Source organism: Streptomyces sp. NBC_00162, from assembly GCF_024611995.1.
Taxonomy (GTDB): domain Bacteria; phylum Actinomycetota; class Actinomycetes; order Streptomycetales; family Streptomycetaceae; genus Streptomyces.
In genome coordinates this window covers 1181735-1205668 of record NZ_CP102509.1, presented here as the reverse complement: position 1 = coordinate 1205668, position 23934 = coordinate 1181735, and the positions used below count along the sequence as shown (strand labels likewise).

General features: G+C 71.3%; 19 protein-coding genes and 4 pseudogenes. 10 read left to right on the top strand and 13 right to left on the bottom strand.

Annotated features, from left to right (window positions below; translation table 11 throughout):
* Positions 1–7 precede the first annotated feature (7 nt).
* The 3 genes from JIW86_RS06325 to JIW86_RS06315 all read left to right on the top strand — a co-directional run bounded on the left by JIW86_RS06325 (position 8) and on the right by JIW86_RS06315 (position 1806).
* Complete coding sequence (locus JIW86_RS06325; protein WP_257552883.1) at positions 8–163, top strand: DUF6126 family protein; 156 nt, start codon at positions 8–10, stop codon at positions 161–163.
* A gap of 84 nt (positions 164–247) precedes the next feature.
* Positions 248–1330, top strand: coding sequence for a dihydrodipicolinate reductase (locus JIW86_RS06320; protein ID WP_257552882.1), 1083 nt, complete (start codon positions 248–250; stop codon positions 1328–1330).
* A complete protein-coding gene (locus tag JIW86_RS06315; protein ID WP_257552881.1) occupies positions 1327–1806 on the top strand; it encodes a carboxymuconolactone decarboxylase family protein in 480 nt (159 codons plus the stop codon). The genes JIW86_RS06320 and JIW86_RS06315 overlap by 4 nt, the downstream gene beginning before the upstream one ends.
* 61 nt (positions 1807–1867) lie before the next feature.
* On the opposite strand, the pseudogene JIW86_RS06310 reads toward JIW86_RS06315, so the two are convergent.
* Positions 1868–3290 (bottom strand): annotated as a pseudogene (locus JIW86_RS06310) (GMC oxidoreductase).
* Here JIW86_RS06310 and JIW86_RS06305 point away from each other — a divergent pair.
* Positions 3247–3393 carry a hypothetical protein gene (locus JIW86_RS06305; RefSeq protein ID WP_257559641.1) on the top strand — a complete coding sequence of 49 codons (147 nt, stop codon included), beginning with the start codon at positions 3247–3249 and terminating at the stop codon, positions 3391–3393. The pseudogene JIW86_RS06310 and the gene JIW86_RS06305 sit on opposite strands and share 44 nt — an antisense overlap.
* 291 nt (positions 3394–3684) lie before the next feature.
* On the opposite strand, the gene JIW86_RS41600 is transcribed toward JIW86_RS06305, so the two are convergent.
* From JIW86_RS41600 to JIW86_RS06295, 3 genes and pseudogenes are all read right to left on the bottom strand, one after another.
* Positions 3685–3753 carry a hypothetical protein gene (locus tag JIW86_RS41600; RefSeq protein ID WP_322975604.1) on the bottom strand — a complete coding sequence of 23 codons (69 nt, stop codon included), beginning with the start codon at positions 3751–3753 and terminating at the stop codon, positions 3685–3687.
* 109 nt (positions 3754–3862) lie between these two features.
* A pseudogene (locus JIW86_RS06300) lies at positions 3863–4645 on the bottom strand (agmatine deiminase family protein); the annotation flags it as partial.
* Positions 4646–4854: 209 nt separating this feature from the next.
* Positions 4855–6342 carry an MFS transporter gene (locus JIW86_RS06295; protein WP_257552880.1) on the bottom strand — a complete coding sequence of 496 codons (1488 nt, stop codon included), beginning with the start codon at positions 6340–6342 and terminating at the stop codon, positions 4855–4857.
* 212 nt (positions 6343–6554) lie between these two features.
* Here JIW86_RS06295 and JIW86_RS06290 point away from each other — a divergent pair, with 212 nt between their 5' ends.
* The 3 genes from JIW86_RS06290 (at position 6555) to JIW86_RS06280 (ending at position 12045) form a co-directional block, all read left to right on the top strand.
* Entirely contained in the window at positions 6555–10115 is a 3561-nt protein-coding gene (locus JIW86_RS06290) for a S8 family serine peptidase (RefSeq protein WP_257552879.1), read from the top strand.
* A gap of 127 nt (positions 10116–10242) precedes the next feature.
* A complete protein-coding gene (locus JIW86_RS06285) occupies positions 10243–10986 on the top strand; it encodes a beta-lactamase family protein (protein ID WP_257552878.1) in 744 nt (247 codons plus the stop codon).
* Positions 10987–11061: 75 nt separating this feature from the next.
* Positions 11062–12045 (top strand): hypothetical protein, encoded by a 984-nt coding sequence (locus JIW86_RS06280; RefSeq protein ID WP_257552877.1) that lies wholly within the window; start codon positions 11062–11064, stop codon positions 12043–12045.
* A 20-nt stretch (positions 12046–12065) separates the two neighbouring features.
* Here the strand turns inward: JIW86_RS06280 and JIW86_RS06275 are convergent, their stop codons facing one another.
* Together JIW86_RS06275 and JIW86_RS06270 are read right to left on the bottom strand one after the other, a co-directional pair.
* Complete coding sequence (locus JIW86_RS06275) at positions 12066–13463, bottom strand: GntP family permease (protein ID WP_257552876.1); 1398 nt, start codon at positions 13461–13463, stop codon at positions 12066–12068.
* A gap of 15 nt (positions 13464–13478) precedes the next feature.
* Positions 13479–14033, bottom strand: coding sequence for a gluconokinase (locus JIW86_RS06270; RefSeq protein WP_416237528.1), 555 nt, complete (start codon positions 14031–14033; stop codon positions 13479–13481).
* A 106-nt stretch (positions 14034–14139) separates the two neighbouring features.
* Between JIW86_RS06270 and JIW86_RS06265 the strand changes: the two genes are divergently transcribed.
* Complete coding sequence (locus JIW86_RS06265) at positions 14140–14856, top strand: FadR/GntR family transcriptional regulator (RefSeq protein ID WP_257552874.1); 717 nt, start codon at positions 14140–14142, stop codon at positions 14854–14856.
* 13 nt (positions 14857–14869) lie between these two features.
* Here the strand turns inward: JIW86_RS06265 and JIW86_RS06260 are convergent, their stop codons facing one another.
* A complete protein-coding gene (locus tag JIW86_RS06260; protein WP_406365330.1) occupies positions 14870–15784 on the bottom strand; it encodes a sigma-70 family RNA polymerase sigma factor in 915 nt (304 codons plus the stop codon).
* Between the two features lie 182 nt (positions 15785–15966).
* On the opposite strand from JIW86_RS06260, the gene JIW86_RS06255 reads away from it, so the two are divergent.
* Complete coding sequence (locus tag JIW86_RS06255) at positions 15967–16314, top strand: hypothetical protein (protein WP_215144168.1); 348 nt, start codon at positions 15967–15969, stop codon at positions 16312–16314.
* Positions 16315–16539: 225 nt separating this feature from the next.
* On the opposite strand, the gene JIW86_RS41595 is transcribed toward JIW86_RS06255, so the two are convergent.
* From JIW86_RS41595 to JIW86_RS06225, 6 genes and pseudogenes are all read right to left on the bottom strand, one after another.
* The gene (locus JIW86_RS41595) at positions 16540–16785 is read right to left on the bottom strand and encodes an AMP-binding enzyme (protein WP_322975603.1); all 246 of its coding nucleotides are present in this window, start codon (positions 16783–16785) and stop codon (positions 16540–16542) included.
* A 246-nt stretch (positions 16786–17031) separates the two neighbouring features.
* Positions 17032–18116, bottom strand: a pseudogene (locus JIW86_RS06250) (AMP-binding protein); the annotation flags it as partial.
* Positions 18117–18219: 103 nt separating this feature from the next.
* Positions 18220–19926 (bottom strand): aldehyde dehydrogenase family protein, encoded by a 1707-nt coding sequence (locus tag JIW86_RS06245; RefSeq protein ID WP_257552872.1) that lies wholly within the window; start codon positions 19924–19926, stop codon positions 18220–18222.
* A 79-nt stretch (positions 19927–20005) separates the two neighbouring features.
* Complete coding sequence (locus JIW86_RS06240) at positions 20006–21244, bottom strand: MFS transporter (protein ID WP_257552871.1); 1239 nt, start codon at positions 21242–21244, stop codon at positions 20006–20008.
* A gap of 150 nt (positions 21245–21394) precedes the next feature.
* Positions 21395–22269, bottom strand: a pseudogene (locus JIW86_RS06235) (TauD/TfdA dioxygenase family protein).
* A gap of 164 nt (positions 22270–22433) precedes the next feature.
* Positions 22434–23036 (bottom strand): TetR/AcrR family transcriptional regulator, encoded by a 603-nt coding sequence (locus JIW86_RS06225; RefSeq protein WP_215144178.1) that lies wholly within the window; start codon positions 23034–23036, stop codon positions 22434–22436.
* 340 nt (positions 23037–23376) lie between these two features.
* Here JIW86_RS06225 and JIW86_RS06220 point away from each other — a divergent pair, with 340 nt between their 5' ends.
* On the top strand, positions 23377–23934 hold the full coding sequence (locus tag JIW86_RS06220) for a DUF3291 domain-containing protein (RefSeq protein WP_257552869.1): 558 nt from the start codon (positions 23377–23379) through the stop codon (positions 23932–23934).

Sequence of the window (23934 nt, the reverse complement as noted above, 5' to 3'; positions counted from 1 at the left end):
CGTACCCATGTCACAGGCAGAGAAGCCCGTCTCCGTGCGGACGCGCCTCGAGAGCAAGTTCCCCCGCGGTCTGGTGATCCGGCTGATCGCCTACTTGTTCGTGGGCCACCTCTTCGCCTTCTTCGTCTACCTCCTCTTCGTCCTGGGCGCCGAGAACCAGTGACACCGACGGGCGCGAGGCCCCGGGCCGCAGGACTGCGGCCGCACGACTATGGAAACGTCCAGGTCCTGTGGCTACCCTCCGCGCATGATTTCCACGGTTGTCTGGGGTACCGGCAACGTCGGCCGTTTGGCCATCCGAGCCGTCGAGGCCCATCCAGCGCTGAAACTCTCCGCAGTCATCGTCCACAATCCAGCCAAGGTCGGCCGCGACGCGGGTGAACTCGGCGAACTCGACCACCTGTTGGGGGTCGAGGCCACCGACGACGTCGAAGCCGTACTGGCCGCCCGCCCCCAGGCCGTGGTGTACGCCGCGTCCGGGGACGTCCGGCCCGACGACGCCCTCGCCGACATCACCCGGGCGATCCGCTCCGGCGCGGTGGTCGTCAGCCCCGCGCTGTACCCGCTCTACGACCACCGCAGCGCACCGCCGGAGTTCCGCGATCCGGTGCTGGCCGCCATCGCGGAGGGCGGCGGCTCGTTCTTCGCCTCCGGCGTCGACCCCGGCTGGGGCAACGACGTCCTGCCTCTCCTGCTCAGCGGACTCGGCACCCGCATCGACGTGATCCGCTGTCAGGAGATCTTCGACTACTCCACCTACGACCAGCCGGACTCCGTCCGCTACCTCGTCGGCATGGGCCAGCCCATGGACTACGAGCCGATGATGCTCATGCCCTCGATCCCGACCATGGTGTGGGGAGGGCAGATACGCATGATGGCCCGGGCCCTCGGGGTGGAACTGGACGAGATCCGCGAGACGGTGGACCGGCGCGCCCTCGACACCACCGTGACCACCAGGACGATGGGCGCGTTCGAGGCCGGCACCCAGGGAGCGATCCGCTTCGAGGTGCAGGGCATCGTCGAGGGGGAACCCCGCATCGTCATCGAGCACGTCACCCGCATCCACGCCTCGTGCGCCCCGGACTGGCCCACCCCGCCCGACGGCGGCGACGGCGCCCACCGGGTCGTCATCGAGGGCCGCCCGCGCATCGAGGTCACCATCGAGGCCACCGACGAGGGCGAGAACCGCTCGGCGGGCGGCAACGCCACCGCCGTGGGGCGCCTGGTGAGCGCCATCGACTGGCTCACCGAGGCGGAACCCGGGCTCTACGACGCCCTCGACGTCCCGCTGCGCCCCGCCATCGGCAAACTCGGAAGGAAGCAGTCATGAGGATCGACGTACCCGAAGGCCAGCACCCGATCGAGTACGTGTGGGGCGACCTGGTCCCCGGCATCGGCATGGCCGCCGCCAACTTCTCCCTGTCCGTGTACGCCCACACCACCCTGGGGCTGCGCGAGTTCGAGGCCGCCCGGCTGCGGGTCGCGCAGATCAACGGCTGCGTCTTCTGCCTGGACTGGCGTACCGAGCGGGAGGGCGAGAAGGTCGAGGAGGAGTTCTCCGACGCCGTCACCGAGTGGCGCACCACGGACCGCTTCGACGAGCGCACCCGGCTGGCGGCGGAGTACGCAGAGCGGTACACCCTCGACCACCACGGACTCGACGACGAGTTCTGGGACCGGATGACCGCGGACTACAGCCAGCTCGAGATCGTGGAGCTGACGATGAGCATCGGGTCCTGGCTGGCGTTCGGCCGGCTCAACCACGTGCTCGGCCTCGACAGCGTCTGCATGCTGCCGGGTCACTGACATGGGTCCGGGGCCGCTCGGTGCATCCGATCGGCCCCGGCTGTCGTGCGTGCCGACCTGGCTACAGGTCGGTGGCGATGATCTTCTCGATGTTCCGTTCGGCGAGTGCCGTGATGGTGACGAACGGGTTGACGCTGGTGTTGCCGGGGATCAGCGCGCCGTCGATCACGTACAGGCCGGTGTAGCCGTGCAGGCGACCGTAGTTGTCGGTGGCCTTGTTCAGCACCGCGCCGCCGAGCGGGTGGTAGGTGAGGTGGTCGCCCCAGATCTTGTTGGTGCCGAAGAGATCGGTCCGGTAGATCGTCCCCTCCTTCGAGTTGATCTTGTCGAAGATGGTCTTGGCCATGTCGATGGACGGCTGCTTCCAGGCCGTCTGCCAGTTGAGTTCGACTTTGCCCGCAGCCGCGTTCCAGGAGAACTGGGCGCGGTGGGGGTTCTTGGTGATGGAGAGGTAGAAGGACGCGTACGTCTCGATCCCCGTCGGGAGCGGCGCCACCTCGGCGAACGCGCCGCCCGCGTCCCAGTTGTCGATGCCGCCGCAGGGGATGGCGGCCTGCACCTTGCCGGTCGCGTCCCACATGTGGTTGGCGCGGCCGCACATGACGTTGCCGTTGTCGCCCCAGCCCTTGCCGATCTCGTCGTTCAGGGCGGGCAGCGCGCCGGTGGCCTTCAGCTTGACGAGCAGCTTGCTGGTGCCGACGCTGCCGGCGGCGAAGAACACCCGGTCGGAGGTCACGGTCTTGGTGGCCGAGACGGTGCCGTCGGTGGTCAGCTGGTTGATGGTGACGGTGTAGCCGCCGCCCGAGGCCGGGGCGACCGAGGTGACCTGGTGCAGGGGAGATGGAGACCTTGCCGGTGGCCTTGGCGGCCGCGATGTAGGTCTGCTGGAGCGACTTCTTGCCGTGGTTGTTGCCGTAGAGGATCTCGCCGTCCACCGCGGACTTGGGGACGGTGCCGGCCGCCTCCTGCTTCATGTAGTCCCAGTCGTATACGTCGGGGACGAAGACGAAGGGGAAACCGGAGCGCTGGGCGTGCTTGCGTCCGACGCGGGCGTACTGGTAGCAGGCGACGGTGTCGAACCAGGCCGGGTCGATGAGGCCCACCCCGAGCCCGGCGTTGGCGCGGGGGTAGTAGGTGTCGTACATCTCGTCGGCGTTCACGGACGGCAGGACGGCGCTGAAGTTCGCCCGCTTGGGGGTGACGGCCATGCCGCCGTTGACGAGCGAGCCGCCGCCGACTCCGCGGCCCTGGTAGACGATGATGCCGCCCATTTCCTCGGCGTCGAGGATGCCCGTGTACTTGGGCACGGCCTTGTCGATCGGGAATCCGAGGAAGTTGCTGAGCGGCGCCTTGGTCTTGGTGCGCAGCCAGTAGGAGCGGTAGTCGGGATTGGTGGTGTGGGCGAAGATCTTGCCGTCGCTGCCGGGGGTGTCCCAGGCCATGCCCATCTCGACCATGTGGACGTCGATGCCGGCCTGGGCCAGGCGCAGGGCGGCGACGGATCCGCCGTATCCGGTACCGATCACCAGGACCGGGACGCGGGCCCCGTCGTCGATGGCGGTGGTGGTGGTGGCCTGCGCCGCGTGAGCGGAGGTGACTTGTGCGGAGAGGGCCACGGCCCCCAAAATAGAACCTGTTCTCGCAAGGAATCCGCGACGGGAGAATCCGCTGTAACCGTTTCTGGGCACGCCATTGTCACTCATGTGACGTTCCTCACTCTCGGCTTAATGAGAACGAGTTCTACTGCTACGTGCGTGTGAAGTCACTAGATACCTCGAGGTAACTTCGTAACTTCAAGCCAGTCGTGTCACAGAATCGGCCTCGGGGTGCCGTACCCGCGGCCGCGCCCGGTTGGGGAACGGCCGCGGGGCCGTCATGTCACGGGGCGGCCGGCTGCTGCATGGTCGAGCAGTGGATGCCCCCGCCGCCGCCCATCAGGCGGTCCACGTCGAGCTGGACGACGGTGCGGCCGGGGAAGGCCGCGGCCAGGGCCTCGCCGGGCCCCCGCGTCCCTGGCCTCGTCCCCGAACTGGGAGGTGATCACCGCGCCGTTGGCGAGGTGGAAGTTCAGGTACGAGTCCACGAAGTCGGGGTTGTCGGAGCGCAGGGTCCGCGGGCCGTCCACCCGGATGACCTGTAGCCGGCGGCCCTTGGCGTCGGTGGCCGCGGAGAGGATCGCGAGTTGTTCGCGGGCGTCCCGCGCCCAGATGTCGGTGCGGTCCGCGGGCGGCACCTGGACCATCACCACGCCGGGACGCACGAACCGGGAGGTGACGTCGATGTGGTCGTCCGTGATGTCCTGCCCCTTGATCCCGGGCGCCCAGATCATCTTGTCCGCGCCGTAGGCGGCGAGCACCTTGGCCTCGACCTGGGCCCGGTTCAGCCCGGGATTGCGGTTCTTGTTGACCAGGCTGCTCTCGGTGGCCATCAGCGTCCCGTCGCCGTCGGTCTCCACCGCGCCGCCCTCGCCCACGAATGCGGCGACGGTGAAGGGCAGCGACTCGTGTGCGGCGAGCAGCTGGGCCACCTTTGCGTCCTTGCGGTGGGTCTGCTTGCCGCCCCAGCCGTTGAAGTTCAGGCCGATGGCGTCCACCGCCCCGGCGCCGTCGCGGCGGAAGACGGCGCCGGTGTCCCGCATCCAGAGGTCGTCGACCGGGATCGAGGAGATGACGGTGGCGGTGGAGCCGCAGCGGGCCCGGGCGGTGGCCGCCGAGCTCTCGTCGGCCGCGCACATCAGCACCGGCTCGTAGCGGGCGACGGTGCGCGCGATCAGGGCGATGTCCTGCTGCACCCCGGCGAGGTCGCGGCCCCAGATCGCGCGGCTGGAGGGCCAGGCCATCCAGGTGCGTACGTGCCGCACGTCGTCGAGCGGAACGGTCATCCGGCCGGTGGCGGCCTGCGCGGGTGGTGGTGCGAGGGTCCCGAGGGCCAGTCCGGCGGCGCCGGCGCCTGCCGATCGCAGCACGGTTCTACGGCTTGGGTTCATACGAACCTCCGAAGGAGCGTGGATGAGAGGTGACGGCACTGTGGCATTGACTGAATTTTCAGTCAAGATGCGCTGTCCTCTCGCGGAGGTTCCGGCAGCGGGGCGCTCATCGCGCACTGGGTCCGGCACTGCGGGTGCGGCGCGCCCGGAGCGGGGGTCCGAACGGTCGTCCAGGCCACCGCCGCCCCGAGCACCAGCGCCCCCGCGCACCAGGGCATGGCCCGCCCGAAGGCCGCGTCGAACTGCTCCGCCGAGCGGTACGCCTCCGGTCCCATCCCGGCCAGCAGCGGCAGCGCCGCCACCGCGAGCAGCCCGGCCACCCGGGCCGCGGCGTTGTTGATGCCGCTCGCCAGCCCCGCCCGGCCCGGGTCCACGGAGGCCAGCACGGTCGCCGTCAGCGGGGCCACCAGGGTCACCATCCCCATGCCCATCACCACCATCGCGGGCAGCACGTCCGCCGGGTACGAGGCGTCCGGCCCCACCCGCAGCATCAGCAGCGTCCCGGCCGCGCACAGCAGCGGCCCCACGGTGAGCGGGATGCGCGGCCCGATCCGTTCCGCGAACTCCCCGGAGCGGGCCGACAGCAGCAGCATCAGCAGGGTCGTGGGCAGCAATGCGGCCCCGGCGGCCAGCGCGGAGTACCCGGACACCACCTGGAGCTGGAGCACGACGAGGAAGAAGAACCCGCTGAAGGCCGCGTACACGCACAGGGTGACCAGATTGACGGCGGTGAACTGCCGCGAGGCGAAGATCTCCGGCGGCACCATCGGGTCGGCGCGCCGGTGCTCCACCCACACGAACACGGCGGCCAGCACGACGCCGCCCACCGCCGCGGCGATGACCAGCGGAGATCCGGAACGCGCTTCGATCAGCGCGTAGGTGATCAGCGCGAGGGCCGCCGCGCCCAGCACCGCACCGGCCACGTCGAACCGCCCGTGCGCCTGCGGATCGCGCGATTCCGGTACGTGCCGCAGCGCCACCGGGACGCACAGCGCGGCCAGCGGCACGTTCAGCAGGAACACCCAGCGCCAGCCGGGCCCGTCCACCAGCCAGCCGCCGAGGAACGGCCCCACGGCCGCCCCCACCCCGCCCAGCCCCGACCACAGGCCCACCGCCCGGCCCCGGTCCTCCGGCCGGATCGAGCCCTGGATCAGGGCGAGCGAACCGGGTGTGAGCAGCGCCCCGCCGATGCCCTGGAGGGCCCGGGCGGCCACCAGTACCCCGGCGTTCGGCGCGAGGCCGCACAGCAGCGAACCCAGCGCGAACCACACCACGCCGAGCACGAAGACCCGCCGGCGCCCGAAGCGGTCGCCGAGCGCCCCGCCGACCAGGATCAGCCCGGCCAGGGTCAGCAGATAGGAGTTGACCGTCCACTGCAGGACGGCGAGATCGGCGTCGAGATCCTCTCCGATGCGCGGGAGGGCGACATTGACCACCGTCGAGTCCAGCAGGGCCATGCTCGACCCGAGCACGGTGGTGAGCAGGATCCAGCGACCCCGTGCGGACGCGATCGGGACAGCGGGCCGGGCCGGCTGGTCGGGGGCGGTCATGACTCAAGGCTGGCCCGCTCGCTCGCCGGGGGCCACCGGGCGGGCGTCGGGCGGGCGTCGGGCGGGCGTCGGGCGGGCGCCGGGTGCGGAGCCCGGCTCAATAGGCCCTCTTGTAATGGACATGCCGTTCAATCACCATGACCCGCGCACATCACGCACATCACGCACCCTCTTCCCGCACAACCTGCACACGGCGTACGAGGAGACAACACGTGGCCCAACGCAACAGGCGATCCTTACGCGCGGCGCTCGCCGCTCTCACCTCGGTCCTGCTCCTACCCCTCGGCGCGGGCGTCGCCGCGGCCGCCCCGGACCCGGGCCCCGCGCCCGGCGCGGCCGAACGCAAGATCGAGCCCAAGCTCCGCGCCCAGCTCGACGGCTCCGACAAGGCCGTCTTCTGGGTCTACCTCGACAGCGCCGCCGACCTCGGCGCCGCGGCGAAGCAGCAGACCCGCGCCGCCAAGGCCGAGACCGTGCTCCGTACCAAGAAGGAGCACGCCGCGCGCAGCCAGGCCGAGGTGGTCAAGGCCCTCGAGGGCGCCAAGGCCGAGTACACCTCGTACTGGATCGTGAACGCCGTCCGCGTCGTCGGCAGCGAAAAGCTCGCCGGCACCCTCGCGCAGCGCCCCGAGGTGTCCCGGATCGACGCCGACGACAAGGTCGACCTGCCCAAACCCGCCGAGGGCAAGCGGGAGCAGGCCGCGGCCGACGCCGTCGAGTGGAACATCGACCGCATCAAGGCCCCCCAGGTCTGGGAACAGGCCGGAGTGCGCGGCGAGGGCATCGTCGTCGCCAACATAGACAGCGGGGTGGACTACACCCACCCGGCCGTCAACAACCAGTACCGCGGCAAGAACGCGGACGGCACCTACACCCACGCCTACAACTGGTTCGACCCGGCGGGGGTCTGCGCCGCCGCGGCGCCCTGCGACAACAACGACCACGGCACCCACACGATGGGCACGATGGTCGGCGACGACGGCGGCGCCAACAAGATCGGTGTCGCCCCGGGCGCCAAGTGGATCGCCGCCAAGGGCTGCGAGACGAACTCCTGCTCCGAGGCCTCCCTGCTCGCCTCCGGCCAGTGGATCGTCGCCCCGACCGACCCGAGCGGCCAGAACCCCCGCCCGGACCTCGCCCCGCACATCGTGAACAACTCCTGGGGCAGCGCCGCGCACGACGACTGGTACCAGCAGATCGTCGACACCTGGCGCGCCGCGGGCATCTTCCCGGCGTTCTCCAACGGCAACTCCGGGCCCAGCTGCGCCACCAGTGGATCGCCCGGCGACTACGCGAGCTCCTACAGCTCCGGGGCCTTCGACATCAACAACGCGATCGCCTCGTTCTCCTCGCGCGGCGCGGGCCCCGGCGGCGTCATCAAGCCGAACATCGCCGCCCCGGGCGTGAACGTGCGCTCCTCCGTCCCCGGCGGCGGGTACGAGGCCTTCTCCGGTACCTCCATGGCCTCGCCGCACACCGCAGCCACCGTGGCCCTGCTCTGGTCCGCCGCGCCCGCCCTCGAAGGCGACATCGCGCAGACCGAAGCGCTGCTCGACGGCACCGCCCAGGACACCGACAGCGCCCAGTGCGGCGGCAACGCCGCCGACAACAACGTCTTCGGCGAGGGCAGGCTCGACGCCCTCGCCGCCGTGAACGGCGCCCCGCGCGGCGCGATCGGCGCGCTCGCCGGCACCGTCCGCTCCGACGGCGCGCCGGTCGCGGGTGTCAAGGTCACCGCCGACGGCCCGATCGACCGTACGACGACCACCGCGGCCGACGGCACGTACAGGTTCGCCGCGCTGTCGGTGGGCGACTACAGCCTGACCGCCGCCAAGTTCGGCTACGGACCGCAGTCGGCGACGGCCGCGGTCACCGAGAACGCCACGGCCACCGGCGACTTCACCCTCGTCCAGGCAGCCTCCGGCAAGCTCAGCGGCACGGTCACCGCCGCCTCCGGACCCGCGGCGGGCGCCTCCGTCACCATCGCGGACACCCCGGTGACCGCGACCACCGACGCGCAGGGCCGCTTCGAGGTCACCCTGCCGCACGGCACCTACGACGTGCAGGCCACCCACCCCTCCCGCTGCGTCACCGGCGGCACCGCCAAGGCCACCGTCGCGGGCGACGCCACCGTCACGGTGAACCTGCCCGAGCGCACCGACGGCTACGGCCACGCCTGCGCCACCGCGAACGACCGCCCGTACGCCGCGGGCAGCCGGCAGCTCGCGCTGACCGGCGACAACACCACCGAGCGCGTCGACCTCCCCTTCCCGCTGCCGCTGTACGGCAAGACGTACGGCCAGGCCTGGATCGGGACCAACGGCACCGTCAGCTTCGGCGGCAACAACACCGGCGACATCAACGGCGACCTGCCGAGCACGGCCACCCCGAACGCCGCCCTCTACCCGTTCTGGGACGACCTGGTCGTCGGCGCGGCGGGTACCGGATCCGGCGTCTTCACCGCCGTCGCAGGCACCGCCCCGCACCGCAGCTACGTGATCGAGTGGCGCGAGGTGTCCCACTGGTCGGCGCAGGCCGACAAGTTCTCCTTCTCGGCGTCCATCGGCGAGGACGGCAGCGTCTCCTACGCCTACAAGGGGACCGGCGGCACCGGCATCAAGGGCGGCTCCACGGCCACCGTGGGCGTGGAGAACGCCACCGGCACCGATGCCTTCAAGTACTCCTTCAACACGCCGGTCATCACGGACGGCCTGTCCATCGCCTTCCGCACCACCAAGAGCGGTGTGGTGGCGGGCCGGGTGCTCGACGCCAACGACGGCAACGGCGTCGCCGGCGCAACGGTGACCGTCGGCACGGGCGACTCGGCGGTGTCGGCCACCACGGCGGCGGACGGCGGCTACGTGGTCCAGAGCCCGTCCGGCTCGCGGGCCGTCTCCCTGTCCGCGCCCCAGTACGAGTCCGGGCAGGCGACCGTCGACGTCAAGGCGGCCGACGTCACGACGGTGACGCAGTCCCTGCGCACCGGCCGGGTGACGGCGTCCAAGCCCGCGGTGGAGGTGGTCCTCCCGGCGAACCAGCAGCGGACCCGGACCCTGGACCTGACCAACCCGGGCCTCGGTACGGCCTTCACGGTGACCGAGGACGCGGCCTGGCTGACGGCCACCCCGGGGACCGGGAACCTTCCCACGGGCGCCAAGACCCCGCTCACCCTCGCGGTGGACACGACGGGACTGACCCCGGGGTCAGTCCTGACCGCGGACCTGAAGATCACGTCAGCCAGCGGCCGGACCCCGGTCCTGACCGTCCCGGTCAAGGTCGTCGTCCCGCGCTACCAGGTCGCCCTGGACGCGGGCTCCGACCAGGCCGGCAAGGACGCCCTCGGGGACGGCTGGTCCCCGGACCGCAAGTACACGGCGGGCTCCTACGGCTACCAGGGCAGCAGCTCGGTCCAGTCCACCAGCCGCACGATCGCCGGCACCGACGACCAGCGGCTGTTCCGCAACGCCCGTGAGGGCATGTACGAGTACCGCTTCGACAACGTGCCGAACGGGACCTACACCGTGGAGCTGGGCTTCGCCGAGCTCTCCTCCACCCGGCCGAACAAGCGCGTCTTCGACGTCCTGGCCGAGGGCCAGCAGGTCCTGCCCTCCCTGGACATCTCCCTGGAGGCGGGTACGTACAAGGCCCTGACCCGTACGTACACGGTCAAGGTGACGGACGGGGTGCTCAACGTCCGCTTCGTCACGCACACCGGATTCGGCAAGCCCCTGCTCAACAGCCTTCGGGTGACGGACCGTCCCGACCAGAGCTGACCGCACGACCGGCGGGGGCGGGGCGCTCCAGGGCGCCCCGCCCTCCGCGGCGCATTCGGGTGGGGGAGTCCCGACTCCGCGCCGACGCGCCGGGGGAGCCGCGCCGGGCTCGTTAGCCTGATCGACCATGACGCTCCTGAGCGACCAGGCCGACGACATCCGGGCCCTCGTGGGCTCCGCCGACCCCGGGGCGGTCTGGGCCGTCGGCGGCCCCGACGGCGTCCACGCCGCCTCGCACGCCACCGATGACGCGGTCTTCGACGTCGGCGGGCTCACCGCCGTCCTCGCCCTCTGGCCCGCCCTCGGCAGCCTCGTCGAGGAGGGCGCGCTCCGGCTGCACACGCCGCTCGCCGCCTACGGGGAGGAAGCCGCCGCCGGAACCCCCGTCGGCACCACCGCTCACCACCTGCTCACCCACGCCGACGGGACCGCGGCCCTCACCCGTCTCGCCGAGCACCTCTCGGACAGCTCCCTCGCCGAACTCGCCGCGACCCGGGTCTGGCACCCGCTTGGCATGACCCGCACCCGGTACGCCGACGGCGTCCTCCACGCGCCCCTCGCCGACCTCGTCCGCTTCCTGAGCCACCTGCTCGCCCCGGCGGACACGGACGGCCCGACGGGCATCACCCCCGCCTGGACGGCCGAGTCCCTGCGCATCCGCACCGGTGAACTGACCCCCGCCCGCGGCCTGCTCTGGCACCCGGCCCCGCACGGCGTCTGGGCCTGCCCCGCCCCGGCGGCAGCCACCGGACCGGCCCTGTGGGTCTCGCCGGGCCGCCGCCGCTGGGCGGTGCTCCTCCCGACCCTCCCGCCCGGCCGCCACACCACCCTCCGTACGGCTTTCCGGGACGCCGCCTTCGCCCTGCCGTAGCGCTCGGAGCGCGGGGTCCGCGGGAGCGACGTACGGTGAAGCCGATGTCACCGCCGCTGACCACGCGAGGACCCCATGCCCGACGCCGTGACCTCCGCGCTCAACGCCACGGACGTCGACCTGCTCGACGACCTGTGCCGCGAACTCGCCGAGGCCGCCGACGCGGTCGGTGAGGCCGCCGGCTACGCCTCCCGGCTTGCCCTCGGCGCCCGCCTCCCCGCCACCGCTCTCACCCGGGGAGGGCTGCGCCGGCACGGCTGGCGCACCCTGCTGCGGACCCTCACCGACCCGGCGGGCCTCGGCTGGGCGCCGCGCGGCCGGGGCATCGCGCGGGCCGGGCGGCTGGCGGGGACGCTGACGGGCCGCGAGAGCCTGGCGATCAGCGTCGCCGTCTGCGGGCTCAGAGCCCGGATCAGGGTCGCGAACGCCCGTCGCCCCGAGCTCCTGCGGGATCCCGGCGCTGCGGCGGTCCTCGGAGCCGTCGCGGAAGGCCGACAGGCCGAGGCCGTCCGCCTGTTCCGGCGCATCATGCGCGAACGGGGCGCCGAGCACGCCTTCTCGCTGCTGACCCCGGCCTTCGCCGACATCCTGGCCTGGCACGCGCTGACCGACGCCAACCCGTTCAACGACCACGCGGGCTGGCAGGTGGCCACCGGCCGGGCCGTGCCCGCCGCGCCGCTCCTCGGACTGGGCGCCGCCTTCCGGGCGTTCTGCGACCGCGGCCCCGGTCTGCCCGCCGGCAACGCCGGCGACACAGAGGACGCCGGGAACGTGACGGAGCCGTCGCGCCCCGCGCACCGACGGCTGCGGGCGGTCCCGCCGATGGGACCGGATCCGTACCGGCACCCGCACCGGCCCGGCAGTCTGCGCGGCCACGCCGCCGCACTCCGCTCCCACACGGTGCGGCTGCGTGCGACGTTGGCCGCACCCGCCTGGCGGGTCCCGCAGGACGACGCCCTGCGCGCCGAGGTCGCGACCCTCGCCGGCCGCTGCGCCACCGCGGCGAACGGCTTCACCATGGCGGCGGCCCAGCTCGGCGAGGAGCGCCTGCCGGGCTGAGCCGCCGGGGCCGTCGGGCGCTACAGGACCAGCGAGAGCAGCAGGACGAAGCCCAGGCCGACCACCGAGATGACGGTCTCCATCACCGACCAGGTCTTCAGGGTCTGGCCGACGGTCATCCCGAAGTACTCCTTGACCAGCCAGAATCCGGCGTCGTTGACGTGGCTGAAGAACAGCGAGCCCGCCCCGATGGCCAGGACCAGCAGTGCGGTCCCGGTGGTGGACATGCCTGCGGCGAGCGGGGCCACCAGGCCGGCCGCGGAGATCGTCGCCACCGTCGCGGAACCCGTGGCGAGGCGGATGGCCACGGCGATCAGCCAGGCCAGCAGGAGGGTGGGGATGGCCCAGTTCTCCGACAGGTTCAGGATCATCTGGCCGACGCCCACGTCGATCAGGGTCTGCTTGAAGCCGCCGCCCGCGCCGACGATCAGCAGGATGCCGGCGATCGGAGCCAGCGACTTCTCGACCGTCGTGGAGAGCCGCGCCTTGGTGAAGCCGGCTGCCCGGCCGAGGGTGAACATGCCCACCAGCACCGCCGCGAGCAGGGCGATCAGCGGGGAGCCCGCGACGTCCGTGAGGCGCTGCACCGGGTTGGCCGGGTCGTTGACCACGATGTCGACCAGGGCCTTGATCAGCATCAGCGCCACCGGCAGCAGCACGGTGAAGACGGTCGCCCCGAACCGGGGGCGGTGCTCCAGATCAGCCGAGGGGCGCTGCGGAATCATGTGCTCCGGCGCCGGGATGTCCACCCACCGCGCCGCGTACCGGGCGAACAGCGGCCCGGAGATGATCACGGTCGGGATCGCCACGAGCACACCGAGCGCGAGGGTGACGCCCAGGTTCGCGTGGAGCGCGTCGATGGCGACGAGGGGCCCGGGGTGCGGGGGTATGAGCCCGTGCATCACGGACAGACCGGCCAGCGCCGGTATGCCGATCCGCATCAGCGAGTAGTTGCCCCGCTTGGCCACCAGCAGCACCACCGGGATCAGCAGCACGATGCCGACCTCGAAGAAGAGCGGCAGCCCGATCACCGAGGCGATCAGCACCATGGCCCACGGCATGGCCCGGCCCTTGGCCCTGGCCAGGATCGTGTCGACGATCTCGTCGGCGCCGCCCGAGTCGGCGAGCAGTTTGCCGAGGATCGCACCGAGGGCGATGAGCACGCCCACGCCCGCGACCGTCGCGCCGAGTCCGGCGGTGAAGCTGGTGATCGTCTTGGCCATCGGCGCGCCCGCGAACACCCCGAGGGCGAGCGAACCGACCGTCAGCGCCAGGAAGGCGTGCAGCTTGAGGCGGGTGATGAGCAGGACGATGACGGCGATGCCCGCGAGCACGGCGATGCCCAGCTGGGTGTTCCCGGCCGAGGTGATCGGTCCGGTGCCTGCCGCTGCCAGTGTCTCGACACTGAGACCGGTCACGGTGACGTTCCTTCGTTAGTTCTGGGGTGTGGGGAGCCGACGCAGGGCGGCCAGCGCCCGTTCGGTGATGTCTTCCGGGGATCCGGACACGTCGACGACGACGCCGGGTTCGTCCTCCTGGAGCGGCTCCAGGGTGGCGAACTGCGAATCCAGCAGGACGGCGGGCATGAAGTGACCGGTGCGGGCCGCCATCCGCTGCCCGACCAGTGCACGCGCGCCGGTCAGGTGGACGAAGACCGCCTCGGGAGCCGCGGTGCGCAGCCGGTCGCGGTAGGAACGCTTGAGCGCCGAGGCCGCGACCACGCCCCCGGTCCCGCCGAGTTCGGCCCGGCCGCGGATCCAGTCGCCGATGGCGTCGAGCCAGGGCCACCGGTCGGCGTCGTCCAGCGGGGTGCCGGCCGACATCTTGGCGACATTGGCCGCGGGGTGGAACGCGTCCCCCTCCGCGTACGGAAGGGCCAGGGCCTCCGCGAGCAGCCGACCCACGGTCGTCTTGCCCGTACCGGCCACGCCCATCACCACAATGACGCGCTGGGAGCTCACGTCGTACCTCGCTGTCCTCGTCGACATCGGTCCGTGCGGGCATCACTGAAGCGCATTAAGTAGTACTTATTCAAGGGGCAGCCGGGAAACATCACATTTTTTGTTCGCCGGGGCGTCACCGTACGCTTACGCCATGACCACCGAAGGCAGTCCTGGACCGGCACAGGGGCTCCACTCCCGCGTACTGGACACCCTCGGACTCGCCATCACGGCGGGGGAGTTCCCGCCCGGCAGCGTGCTGCGGACGGACGAGATCGCCGAGCGCTTCGACGCCTCCCGCACCGTGGTGCGCGAGGTCGTCCGGGTGCTGGAGTCGATGAGCCTGGTCGAATCCCGCCGGCGGGTCGGGGTCACGGTGCGCCCCACCGAGGAGTGGAACGTCTACGACCCGCGCGTCATCCGCTGGCGGCTGGCCGGCACCGACCGGCCCCGGCAGCTGCGCTCCCTCACCGTGCTGCGTTCCGCGATCGAGCCGGTCGCGGCCGGGCTCGCCGCGGCCCGGGCCACTCCCGAGCAGTGCGCCGAACTGACCGAAGCGGCCCTCGGCATGGTCCGCACCTCACGCGGCCACCAGCTCGACGGCTACCTGCGCCACGACATCGCCTTCCACCGCGTCGTGCTGAACGCCTCCGGCAACGAGATGTTCGCCCGCCTCGGCGACGTCGTCGCCGAGGTGCTGACCGGCCGCACCGAGCACGCGGTGATGTTCCACGACCCCGACCCGGCGGCCGTCACCCTGCACGTGCGGGTGGCCGAGGCGGTACGGGAGGGTGACGCGGCGCGTGCCGAGGCACTGACCCGGCAGATCGCCGTGGGGGCCCTGGAAGAGCTGGACGTACTCGCCCCGTAGGGCCCCGGGCGGGTCAGGCGTCGAGAACGGCGAGATCGAGCTCGCGCAGGCGCTCCGGTTCGGCGATCACGTCGATCTCGGTGATCAGGCCGTCCTCGATCGTGAAGCCGAGGACCAGGAACAGCCGTCCCAGCGGGGCCATCGCCAGACCGGCCACGCCGTTGAGCAGGGCAGGCTGCGTGGACCGCGCCCGCTGCATCGCGGCCATCGCGCCCCGGGCGACGGTGACCGCGCCGCTGATGAGGAGCGGAGCGGGGGTGGGTCCGACGGCCTTGTCGGCCCGGAGCACCACGTCGGGATGGAGCAGCGCGACCAGCGCGTCGAAGTTCCCGCCTCGGGTGGCGGCGAGGAAGGCGTCCACGACGCGGCGCTGGCGGGACAGATCGGCTTCGGGCACCAGCGGGGCTCCCTTGACCCGGCGGCGGGCGCGGCTCGCGAGCTGCCGGGTCGCGGCCGGGGACCGGTCGAGCAACGGGGCGATGTCCTCGAAGGGCACGGCGAACAGGTCGTGCAGCACGAACGCGAGCCGCTCGGCCGGTGTCAGCTTGTCGAGCACCACCAGCAGTGCCAGCCCGACCGAATCGGCCAGCATGGCCTCCTGCTCGGGGTCGACCGCGTCCTCGCGGCTGACCGCCGGGTCGCTGGGATACGCCTCCAGGGAGTCCTCGCGCCGGGACTCGCGCGCCCGCAGCATGTTCAGGCACACGCGCGCCACGACGGTGGTCAGCCACCCGCCGAGGTTCTCGACGTCGGTGGTGTCGGAGCGGTTCAGGCGCAGCCAGGCCTCCTGAACGGCGTCATCGGCTTCGCTGAGCGAGCCGAGCATCCGGTAGGACACCGCTCTCAGATGAGATCGGTGCTCTTCGAAACGCTCCGTCAGTCGGAAGCTGTCGTCCACGGGCCGGATTCCTTCCTCGCAGCGGACCATCAACGTAGATCATCGGAAAGTCGCGGCCGTGGGCGGGGAGTTGGAGGCCCGGGACCGGGCGGGACCCGGACCGCCCCGGCCGGTCCGGGCGTGGAAGGGCGCTGCTGGATAATGGCGGTGATCAGCAGAAGCAGTGGAGACGCCGGGGACACGTGGTGGTCCGGCAGGAGAGGGAGCCCCCGATGGACGTGCAGCACTTCGAGCGGATCACCGCTTTCATCGAGGCGCGGCTCACCCCGCTGTTCGACGCGGAGACGGGCAGCGAGTACGGCTTCGGGATGGACGACACCTCCCGCGCCCTGCGCGCGCTGCGCAACGCCGTCCTGGAGGCTTCCGCCATCAAGGGCCTCATCGCGCAGCGGGAGTCGGCCGACCCGGCCATGCGCCGCGTCATCGACCAGTCGGTGGAGCACAACTGGGACGTGCTGCGCGGCATCGCCCGCCAGTGGGAGGACCACGCCGACTTCCGCCACGAGTTCAAGCACCACGCGTGGGAGCTCGACCACCACCACGCCGCCGCGGAGGCCTGAGCCCCGCTGGGTCGGCGCGGCCCGGTCGACGACCACCGGGCCGGCCCGGTGGCGGTGCCGGGCCGCAGCGTGCGCAGCGCGCCGGACCCTCCGGTGCGCCCGACCCCATGCAGCGTCCGAAGCTCGGTCCCTGGCCGCGCGGTGAGCGGAAGCCCCAAGGTGTCCGGTGGTCCGGCAAGGGCATTCGGAGCCCTCGCCATCGACAACGGAAAGGGGGATCGAGTCCTATGCGATCGTGCCGGCATCCGAGGTACCCGCGTCCCGGAGCTCGCGCTTGAGGATCTTGCCGGTGGCATTGGTGGGCAGGGCGGCGAAGAACTCCACCAGGCGGGGGTATTTGTAGCCCGCCATCTCCTCCTTGCACCAGGCGATCAGCTCCTCCTCGGAGAGCGTCGCGCCCGGAGCGAGGACCACGCAGGCCTTGATCTCCTCACCGTGGCGCTCGTGCGGAATTCCGATGACGGCCGCCATGCTCACGGCGGGATGGGTGAGGAGCACCTCCTCGATCTCCCGTGGGTAGACGTTGAAGCCACCGCGGATGATCATGTCCTTGGCGCGGTCGACGATGTAGAGCCACCCGTCGGCGTCCCGACGGGCCAGGTCCCCGGTGCGGAACCAGCCGTCGCGCATCGCGTCGGCGGTCGCCTCGGGCCGGTTGAAGTAGCCCTTCATCACGTTGTGTCCGCGGACGACGATCTCGCCGATGGCGTCGGCACCCTGGACGGGGGCCCAGTCCTTGCCGACCAGGTCCACCTCCACGCCCCAGACCGGACGTCCGATGGAGCCGGGCCGCACCTTCTCGCCACGCGGGGAGAACGTGGCCACCGGGCTGGTCTCGGAGAGCCCGTACCCCTCCAGAATGGTGACGCCGAACCGCTCGGCGAACCGGCGGTGGATCTCGACCGGGAGCGCCGAGCCCCCGAGCCGGCCATCCGCAGGTTCCGGGCGATCTGCGGCAGGTCCACGTCGGGCGCCTCTTCTTCGAGTAGCGCCCAGTACATCGTGGGGACACCCGCGAAGAAGGTGACGGCATGGCGCTGCATCAGGGCGAGGGCCGACCGGGCGTCGAAGCGCGGCAGCAGCACCAGCGTCGCTCCTGAGGCAAGTCCGGCGTTCATCTGGACGACCTGGCCGAAGGAGTGGAACAGCGGCAGGGTGACCAGATGCACGTCGTGCTCGATCTCGCCGAACAGCTTGTGGCAGGTCAGCACGTTGAGCATCACGTTGGAGTGGGTGAGTTCGGCGCCCTTGGGCCGGCCGGTGGTTCCGGAGGTGTACAGGATGACCGCGGTGTCACCGGACTCGGTGGCCACCGTCTCGAAGTCCGCGCTCTGCCCGGCCAGTGCCGCCGTCAGGGTCTCGGCGCCCGTGATCGAGGAGTCCTGGGTGGGGGCGGCGGGCATCAGGAAGAAGTGCTCGCAGCCCGGGGCCTCGCCGAAGCCCGCCCAGCCCTCCTGCCCCAGCGGGAGCTCGGCGCCGCCCTCGAAGCAGAAGTAGGCCTTGGCCTCGGAGTCGGCCAAGTGGTACGCGACCTCACGGCCCTTGAGCAGTACGTTGAGCGGGACGACGACCGCGCCGGCCTTGAGGATGCCGTAGTAGACGATCGGGAACCACGGCACGTTCGGGCAGGACAGCGCGACCTTGTCGCCCGGCGCGATGCCGCGTGAGCGGAGCAGGTTGGCCACGCGGCGGGCCGCCGCGTCCAGCTCCGCATAGGTCAGCCGCTGGACGCCCAGCACGACTGCCGTGCGGTCGGGCACGGCGCGGGCGCTGTTCTCCAGCACGGCGGCGAGATTGAGCATCTGGGGTCTCCATGGGTGTGTCGGTGGAAGCGGCGGAAAGGGGAGCTGCCACCGGACCGTCCCGTGGAACGGCAGATTCGCGGCAGGGGCAGGTGCAAAGGCATCAGCCGCGCAACGCCGAGGCGAAGAGGGCCGGCAGTTTCATCACGCTCGGCGCGGCCGTGAAGCGGGTGAGGCGCTCCACGGTGGTCAGTGCGGTGCGGTGGGTGACGAAGTACGGCGGGCGAGGGGACAGCGACGGGTCGCCCGTGACCAGGCCTCGCGGAGCGGGCGTGAACGGGGCGCGCAGCACGGTCTTCTCGATGTCCTCGAGCATGAAGGCGTTGTGCACGAAGCCGATGCCGCTTCCGATGTCCTGGCGGGTGTGCCCGGGGTGGGCGCCCCACGGTGTGAAGCCGAGCAGGAAGCCGACCGCCGACCAGCAGTTGACGCCCAGGGTGCCGTAGCGCAGGTCGGCGATCGCGCTGCGCACCGCCTCCCGGTGGGCCTTCTCGGTCCTTGGGTGGACGATCAGGGTGGCGCCGAGCGTGCCCGGGAGGGTGTTGTTGGCGAAGTCGACGGCGTGGCGCAGGAATTCGGCCGGAGTGTGTCCGGGCAGGCGCAGGACGCCCAGGGCGCTGCCGAAGACCTCCTCGGTGATCAGGACGTCGTCGTGGTCGGTGATGTCGGGGACGAGCAGCCGACAGCCGTCGTCGTGGGCCTCCGCCTCCGGATGGGCGGCGAGGACGGAGGCGAGACGTCCGGCGGCGCCCGGGTAGTAGTCGGTGCGTGGAGGCAGTTCGCGCAGTAGCCGCCGGATCTCTGCCAGGAGCCGCTCGGTGCCGTCCCAGTCGCGTGGCAGAACCAGGATCTGGCTGGCGATGCAGTTGTGTCCGGAGTTGTTCATCTTGGTGGTGACGACGTGTTCGGCCTGGAAGCGGAAGTCGGCGTCGCTCCACGGCCCCGGCACCACGATGCAGGGGCTGACGCCGCCCAGTTCACTGCTGAACGGCTTGTCCAGAAGCGGCCGGTCGTCGTGGCGGCGCTGCTCGGCGTCCTCGTCGGTGCCCCAGACGATGGCGTCGTGGGTGCGGTCGCTGCCGGTGACGTGAATGGCGTCCACGTCATCGTGGGCGGCGAGGTAACCGCCTTCGGCCGCACCGCCGTCGACGAAGCGCACCCAGCCGTGTTCGACGAACTCGGCGAAGACGTAATCGAAGTGGGGGCGGAGGTAGTCGTTGACCGGGTTCATCTTGGCGATGACGACCTGGCCCTCGGCGAAGAGCTTGTGCAGGATGTCCAGCGCGGTGATGGCGGCGACGTTGCCCGCGCCGAGCACCAGAGACACGCCCGGGCGGCCGGGCCTGTCCCGGTACTCGCCCGCCGCTCGGCTGCGTGCCTGCTCCGCGGTGGTGCCGGGGCGCATCCACACCTGGGCCGTGAAGCCGCCCAGCAGGAGGCTGTCCCAGCCGGTGGCGGGGAAGACGTCGACCCGCGTGCGACCGTCCTCCTCGTGGACGGCCTTCGCGTCGACGGGATCCTTGCCCGCGGCGATCCGCCGCAGCACGTGCAGATACGCCGAGGCGTTCTGCGCCAGGGCCCACGGCCCGGCGATCCAGTCCTCGGCGGCCCACGGCGAATCGGACGCGTACCCCTTCGCGCGGGCACCGGCAGCGGCCATCTCGGAGGCTCGGGAGACCACGCGCGGCAGCAGCCGCTCCAGGAGGGCGATGCGTTCGGTGAGCGGGGTGGCGGACCAGGACTTGGCGCTGCCGCGTACGTGGCCCACGGTGAGGTCGAGGAAGGAGGTGTCGAGGGCGCTGGTGTTCAACGTCGGTCCTTGGGAAGGTCGGGAGTGGGCAGGGCGATACCCGCTCCGTGCACTGCGGGAGGAGCAGGCACGCGCGTGGTCACCTGGACAGTCGTCGGGCGTCGCGGTCCGGGTCGATCAACGTGAGGGCGGCGGCCCCGCTCAGCAGGAGTACGGCGCCGGTGACCAGGACCGCGTACTGGTAGCCCTGCGCACCGTGGGTGTCCACGAAGTGCCCGATCAGCGTCGGGGCGATCAGACCGGCGGTGGTCACCACGGCGTTCATGATGCCCAGGGCACCGCCGCGACGATCGGCCGGAGCCAGCTCCGTGACCGTGGTGACGGCGACGCTGCTCATCGCTCCGGCGAGCCCGAATCCCGCGACCAGCAGCACGGCGGTCACGGCGCCGGCCGGGGCCAGCGGCAGTGCGAGGCATGCCGCGGCACCGATGAGGAGCAGAACGCCGCCGATCCCGCCGCGGGCCCACCGGCTCGCGGTCCCGCGGCGCAGCAGCCATCCGGTCAGGCCCGCCTGCCCGAGCACCACGACGCCGCCCAGACCCCAGACCAGCATCAGCACTTGGGTGGCCCCGGCCGAGTCGTAGCCCAGCGCGTCGCGGAGGTAGGAGGGGAGCCAGACCAGGGCGAAGGCGATGACCCAGTAGGTGCCGAAGTAGGCAGCCGTGGCACCGATCCAGGTGCGGGTCGAAAGGATCCGCCGGTACGGCGTCCTGTGCCGGGCCGCAACCGGCCCGGCTCCCGCCGCCCCCTCACCCCTCTTGTCGGCGGAGCCGGTCGGCGCCGTGGTGTCCGACGCGGCCGCGTACGGCCCCTCCCCGCCGAAGGGGATCCACAGCAAGGCCCACACCACACCGGCGAGCGCCACCGCGGCGACGGCCGAGCGCCAGCCGTGGTGATGGATCACCCACGTCAGTACGGGAGCGGCGACCAGGACCCCCAGGGTGATTCCGAGGACGATCAACGCCCCGGGCAGGTTGCGCCGGTGGTTGGGGAACCAGGACAGGGTGGCCTGCTGGGCGACGGGGAAGGCGGGCCCCTCGGCGGCACCGAGGAGAACACGTGAGGTGAGGAGCACCGCGAGCCCTCCACCCACCGCCAGCGGCGCCTGGGAGACGGACCACAGGACGGCCATCGCCAGCAGCAGCCACTTGGGCCGTATGCGGTCCGCGAGCAGCCCCACCGCGGCGCCGGAGACCGAGAACAGCAGGAAGAAGGCGCTGCTGGCGAGTCCGAAGGCCGATGCCGACAGGCCGAGGTCCTGTCGGATCTCGTCCGCGGCCAGACCGAGCACGGACTTGTCGGCGAAATTGATCATCATGAAGACGACGAGCAGCGCGGTGACGGTCCACGCGCGGCGTCTGATTCTGCTCGGCGCCTTCGGGGGCCGGCGGGCACGGCGGGTGCGACATCGGTGTCGGTCACAAGGGCTCCGCGGAGACTGGATGGGGAGAGGAGGTCCGTTGCCCGTTCAGGAGAGCGGGACGCCGGCGATCGCGATGCGCTCCATGACACGGCGCTGCGGGAAGTAGTCGCTGATCGCGTAGTGCTGGGTGGCGATGTTGTCCCAGATCGCGACGGAGCCCGGCTGCCAGCGGAAGCGCACCTGGTACTCGGGGATCCGGGCCTGGAGCACGAGCTCGTCGAGGAGTTCACGGCTCTCAAGGTCCGACAGTCCGACGATCCGGGTGGTGAAGGGCTCGTTGACGTAGAGGAGCCTCCGGCCGGTGCGCGGGTGGCGGACGACCACCGGGTGCTCGACGGCCGGCAGGTTCTCACGGTGCGCCGCGATCTGGCTCTCGGTCATCAGCGCGCCCCAGCTCGGCACCCAGTCGTGCACGGCCGTGAGTCCCTCGATCCGGGCCTTCATGGACTCGGTGAGGTTGTCGTAGGCGGCCGCCATGTCGGCCCACATGGTGTCGCCACCGGCGGACGGGACCTCGACGGCGCGCAGGACGGAGCCGAGTGCCGGCGCGGCCATGAACGAGTGATCGCTGTGCCAGATGTTCTCCGTGCCGATGGCCATGGCGTCCTTGGCCAGGCGGGAGACGCCGACGGTGTTGCCCTTGGGGAAGAAGGGGTTCGGCTCCGGCTCCCCCACAGCCCGGAGAAGGCGAGCTGGGCCTGCGGGTCGAAGGCGTGCTGGTCCCGGAAGAACAGCACCTTCCACTCCAGCAGGGCCTGCCTGATCTCTGCCGCGAGGTCCTCGCCGATCGGGAGCGAGAGGTCGACGCTTTCTATCTCGGCGCCGATGTGCGGAGTGAGCGGGCAGACGTCCAGGAGCAGGTAGTCGGGCTGCTCCGTGCCCGGCGCGATGCGGTCCAGCGTGCGCTTCCCGTAGTGCATCAGGGGCTTGTCGAGCGCGGGGGCGGGAGTGGTGACGGCGCTGTCCATGAGGCCTCCGTAACGAGGGCGGAAAATCGTTACCGGAAGTATCGTTATTGGGGTGTGCGGAGGCAAGGGTCCGTGGGCATCGAAAATCGAGCCGGAAAATCCGGGTGGGAGACCGCTCAGGCAGCCGAGCGGACGGCGCGGCTGACGAGGTCCACCAGCGTGTCCACCAGCGCGGCGTCGGGCAGCTCCTGCTCGACGATCAGCCGGAAGAGCAGCGGCGCGGCCACCAGGGTCGCCGCGGCCCGGACATCGGTCTCGGGCCGCACTTCACCGCGCGCGATCCCGCGTTCCAGGATGCGCCTGGTCTCGCTCGTGATCCGCTCGGTGTACCCCGCGTACTGGCCCCGCTCCGCGCCCGTCTCGGCCGCCGCACCGATCAGGCCCGCGATCAGCCGGTCCGATCCCGGCAGCCGGTAGGCCTCCAGACGAGTGGTGAGCAAGGACCGGAGCTCCGCGCGGAAGTCGCCCAGATCAGGCACTGACAGGACGCCGATACGCGTCTCGGCAGCGGCGATGATGAGGTCCTGCTTGGTGGGCCAACGCCGGTAGATGGCGGGCTTGCTCACCCCGGCCCGTGCGGCGACGGCATCCATCGTGACGGCCCCGATCCCCTGCTCGGTGATCAGATCGACGACCGCGTTCAGGACCGCCCCCGTGACCCGCTCTTCCCGCGGCCGCCCCGGCCCCCGCTCCGCCCCACGCGACTGTGTACCCACCATGCGAAGAGCCTACGGTCCCGGCGAGGAAGCCGGTCGGCAGGGGTGCGGACGGGCATGGCGGGCGAACCGATCGGCCGAAGCGGATCACTGGTACCCCGCTGCCTGCCCCCGCAATGACCGGTGCAAGAGGCCACTTGGACAGGGAAAACGCAACTTCGACAAGGCCCGCAGAGGCAGCTACCTTCACCTGGTCATCGGCGATCGCCCACGGTCGCACAGGAGTTCCTTCAGTCTGAGCCACCCGCGACGGGACGAGTCGGTCACGCCCCACGAATCCTCGCCCCATGCGTAAGCCAGCGAACCGGGTCCGCACCAGGCACCCCCAACCAAGGAGAGACGCATGCCCCATCTTGCGCTGTACACATTCGGCGTCCTGAAGTCACCTCTCGCCGATACCGGACCTCTCACGCGCGAGTTCTACGACATTGGTGAGGCCGTCTACCGGAAGATCAGTCAGCACCCCGGGTACCTCGCGCGTGCTGAAGCGGCAGACGGTGACCGGGGCGAGCTCTTCGATGCGGACTGGGGTGCATGGGGAGAGTTCGCCGTACCGACCTGGTACGGCAAGGGCCATACGGTGGAAACCACCGCCCTGGCCACGACCCTCTCACTCTGGACCGACCTGCGCCCCGCCTTCGACGCCATCTACACCGGTCTGCACCGTGAGGCGCTGAACAGGCGTTACGACTGGTTCGAGAGGACAGGGCACCCGAATTACGTGTTCTGGTGGGTCTCCGACGGCGTGATACCCACCTGGCAGGACGGGGTTTCCAGGCTGGAACACCTCCACGATCACGGCTCCGCGCCGCACGCCTTCACCTTCCACCACTCGTTCGCCCCGGAGGGAACTCCGACCAGGATCAAAGGCATCGGGCCGAAGAGCGACCAGGTTCGCTGA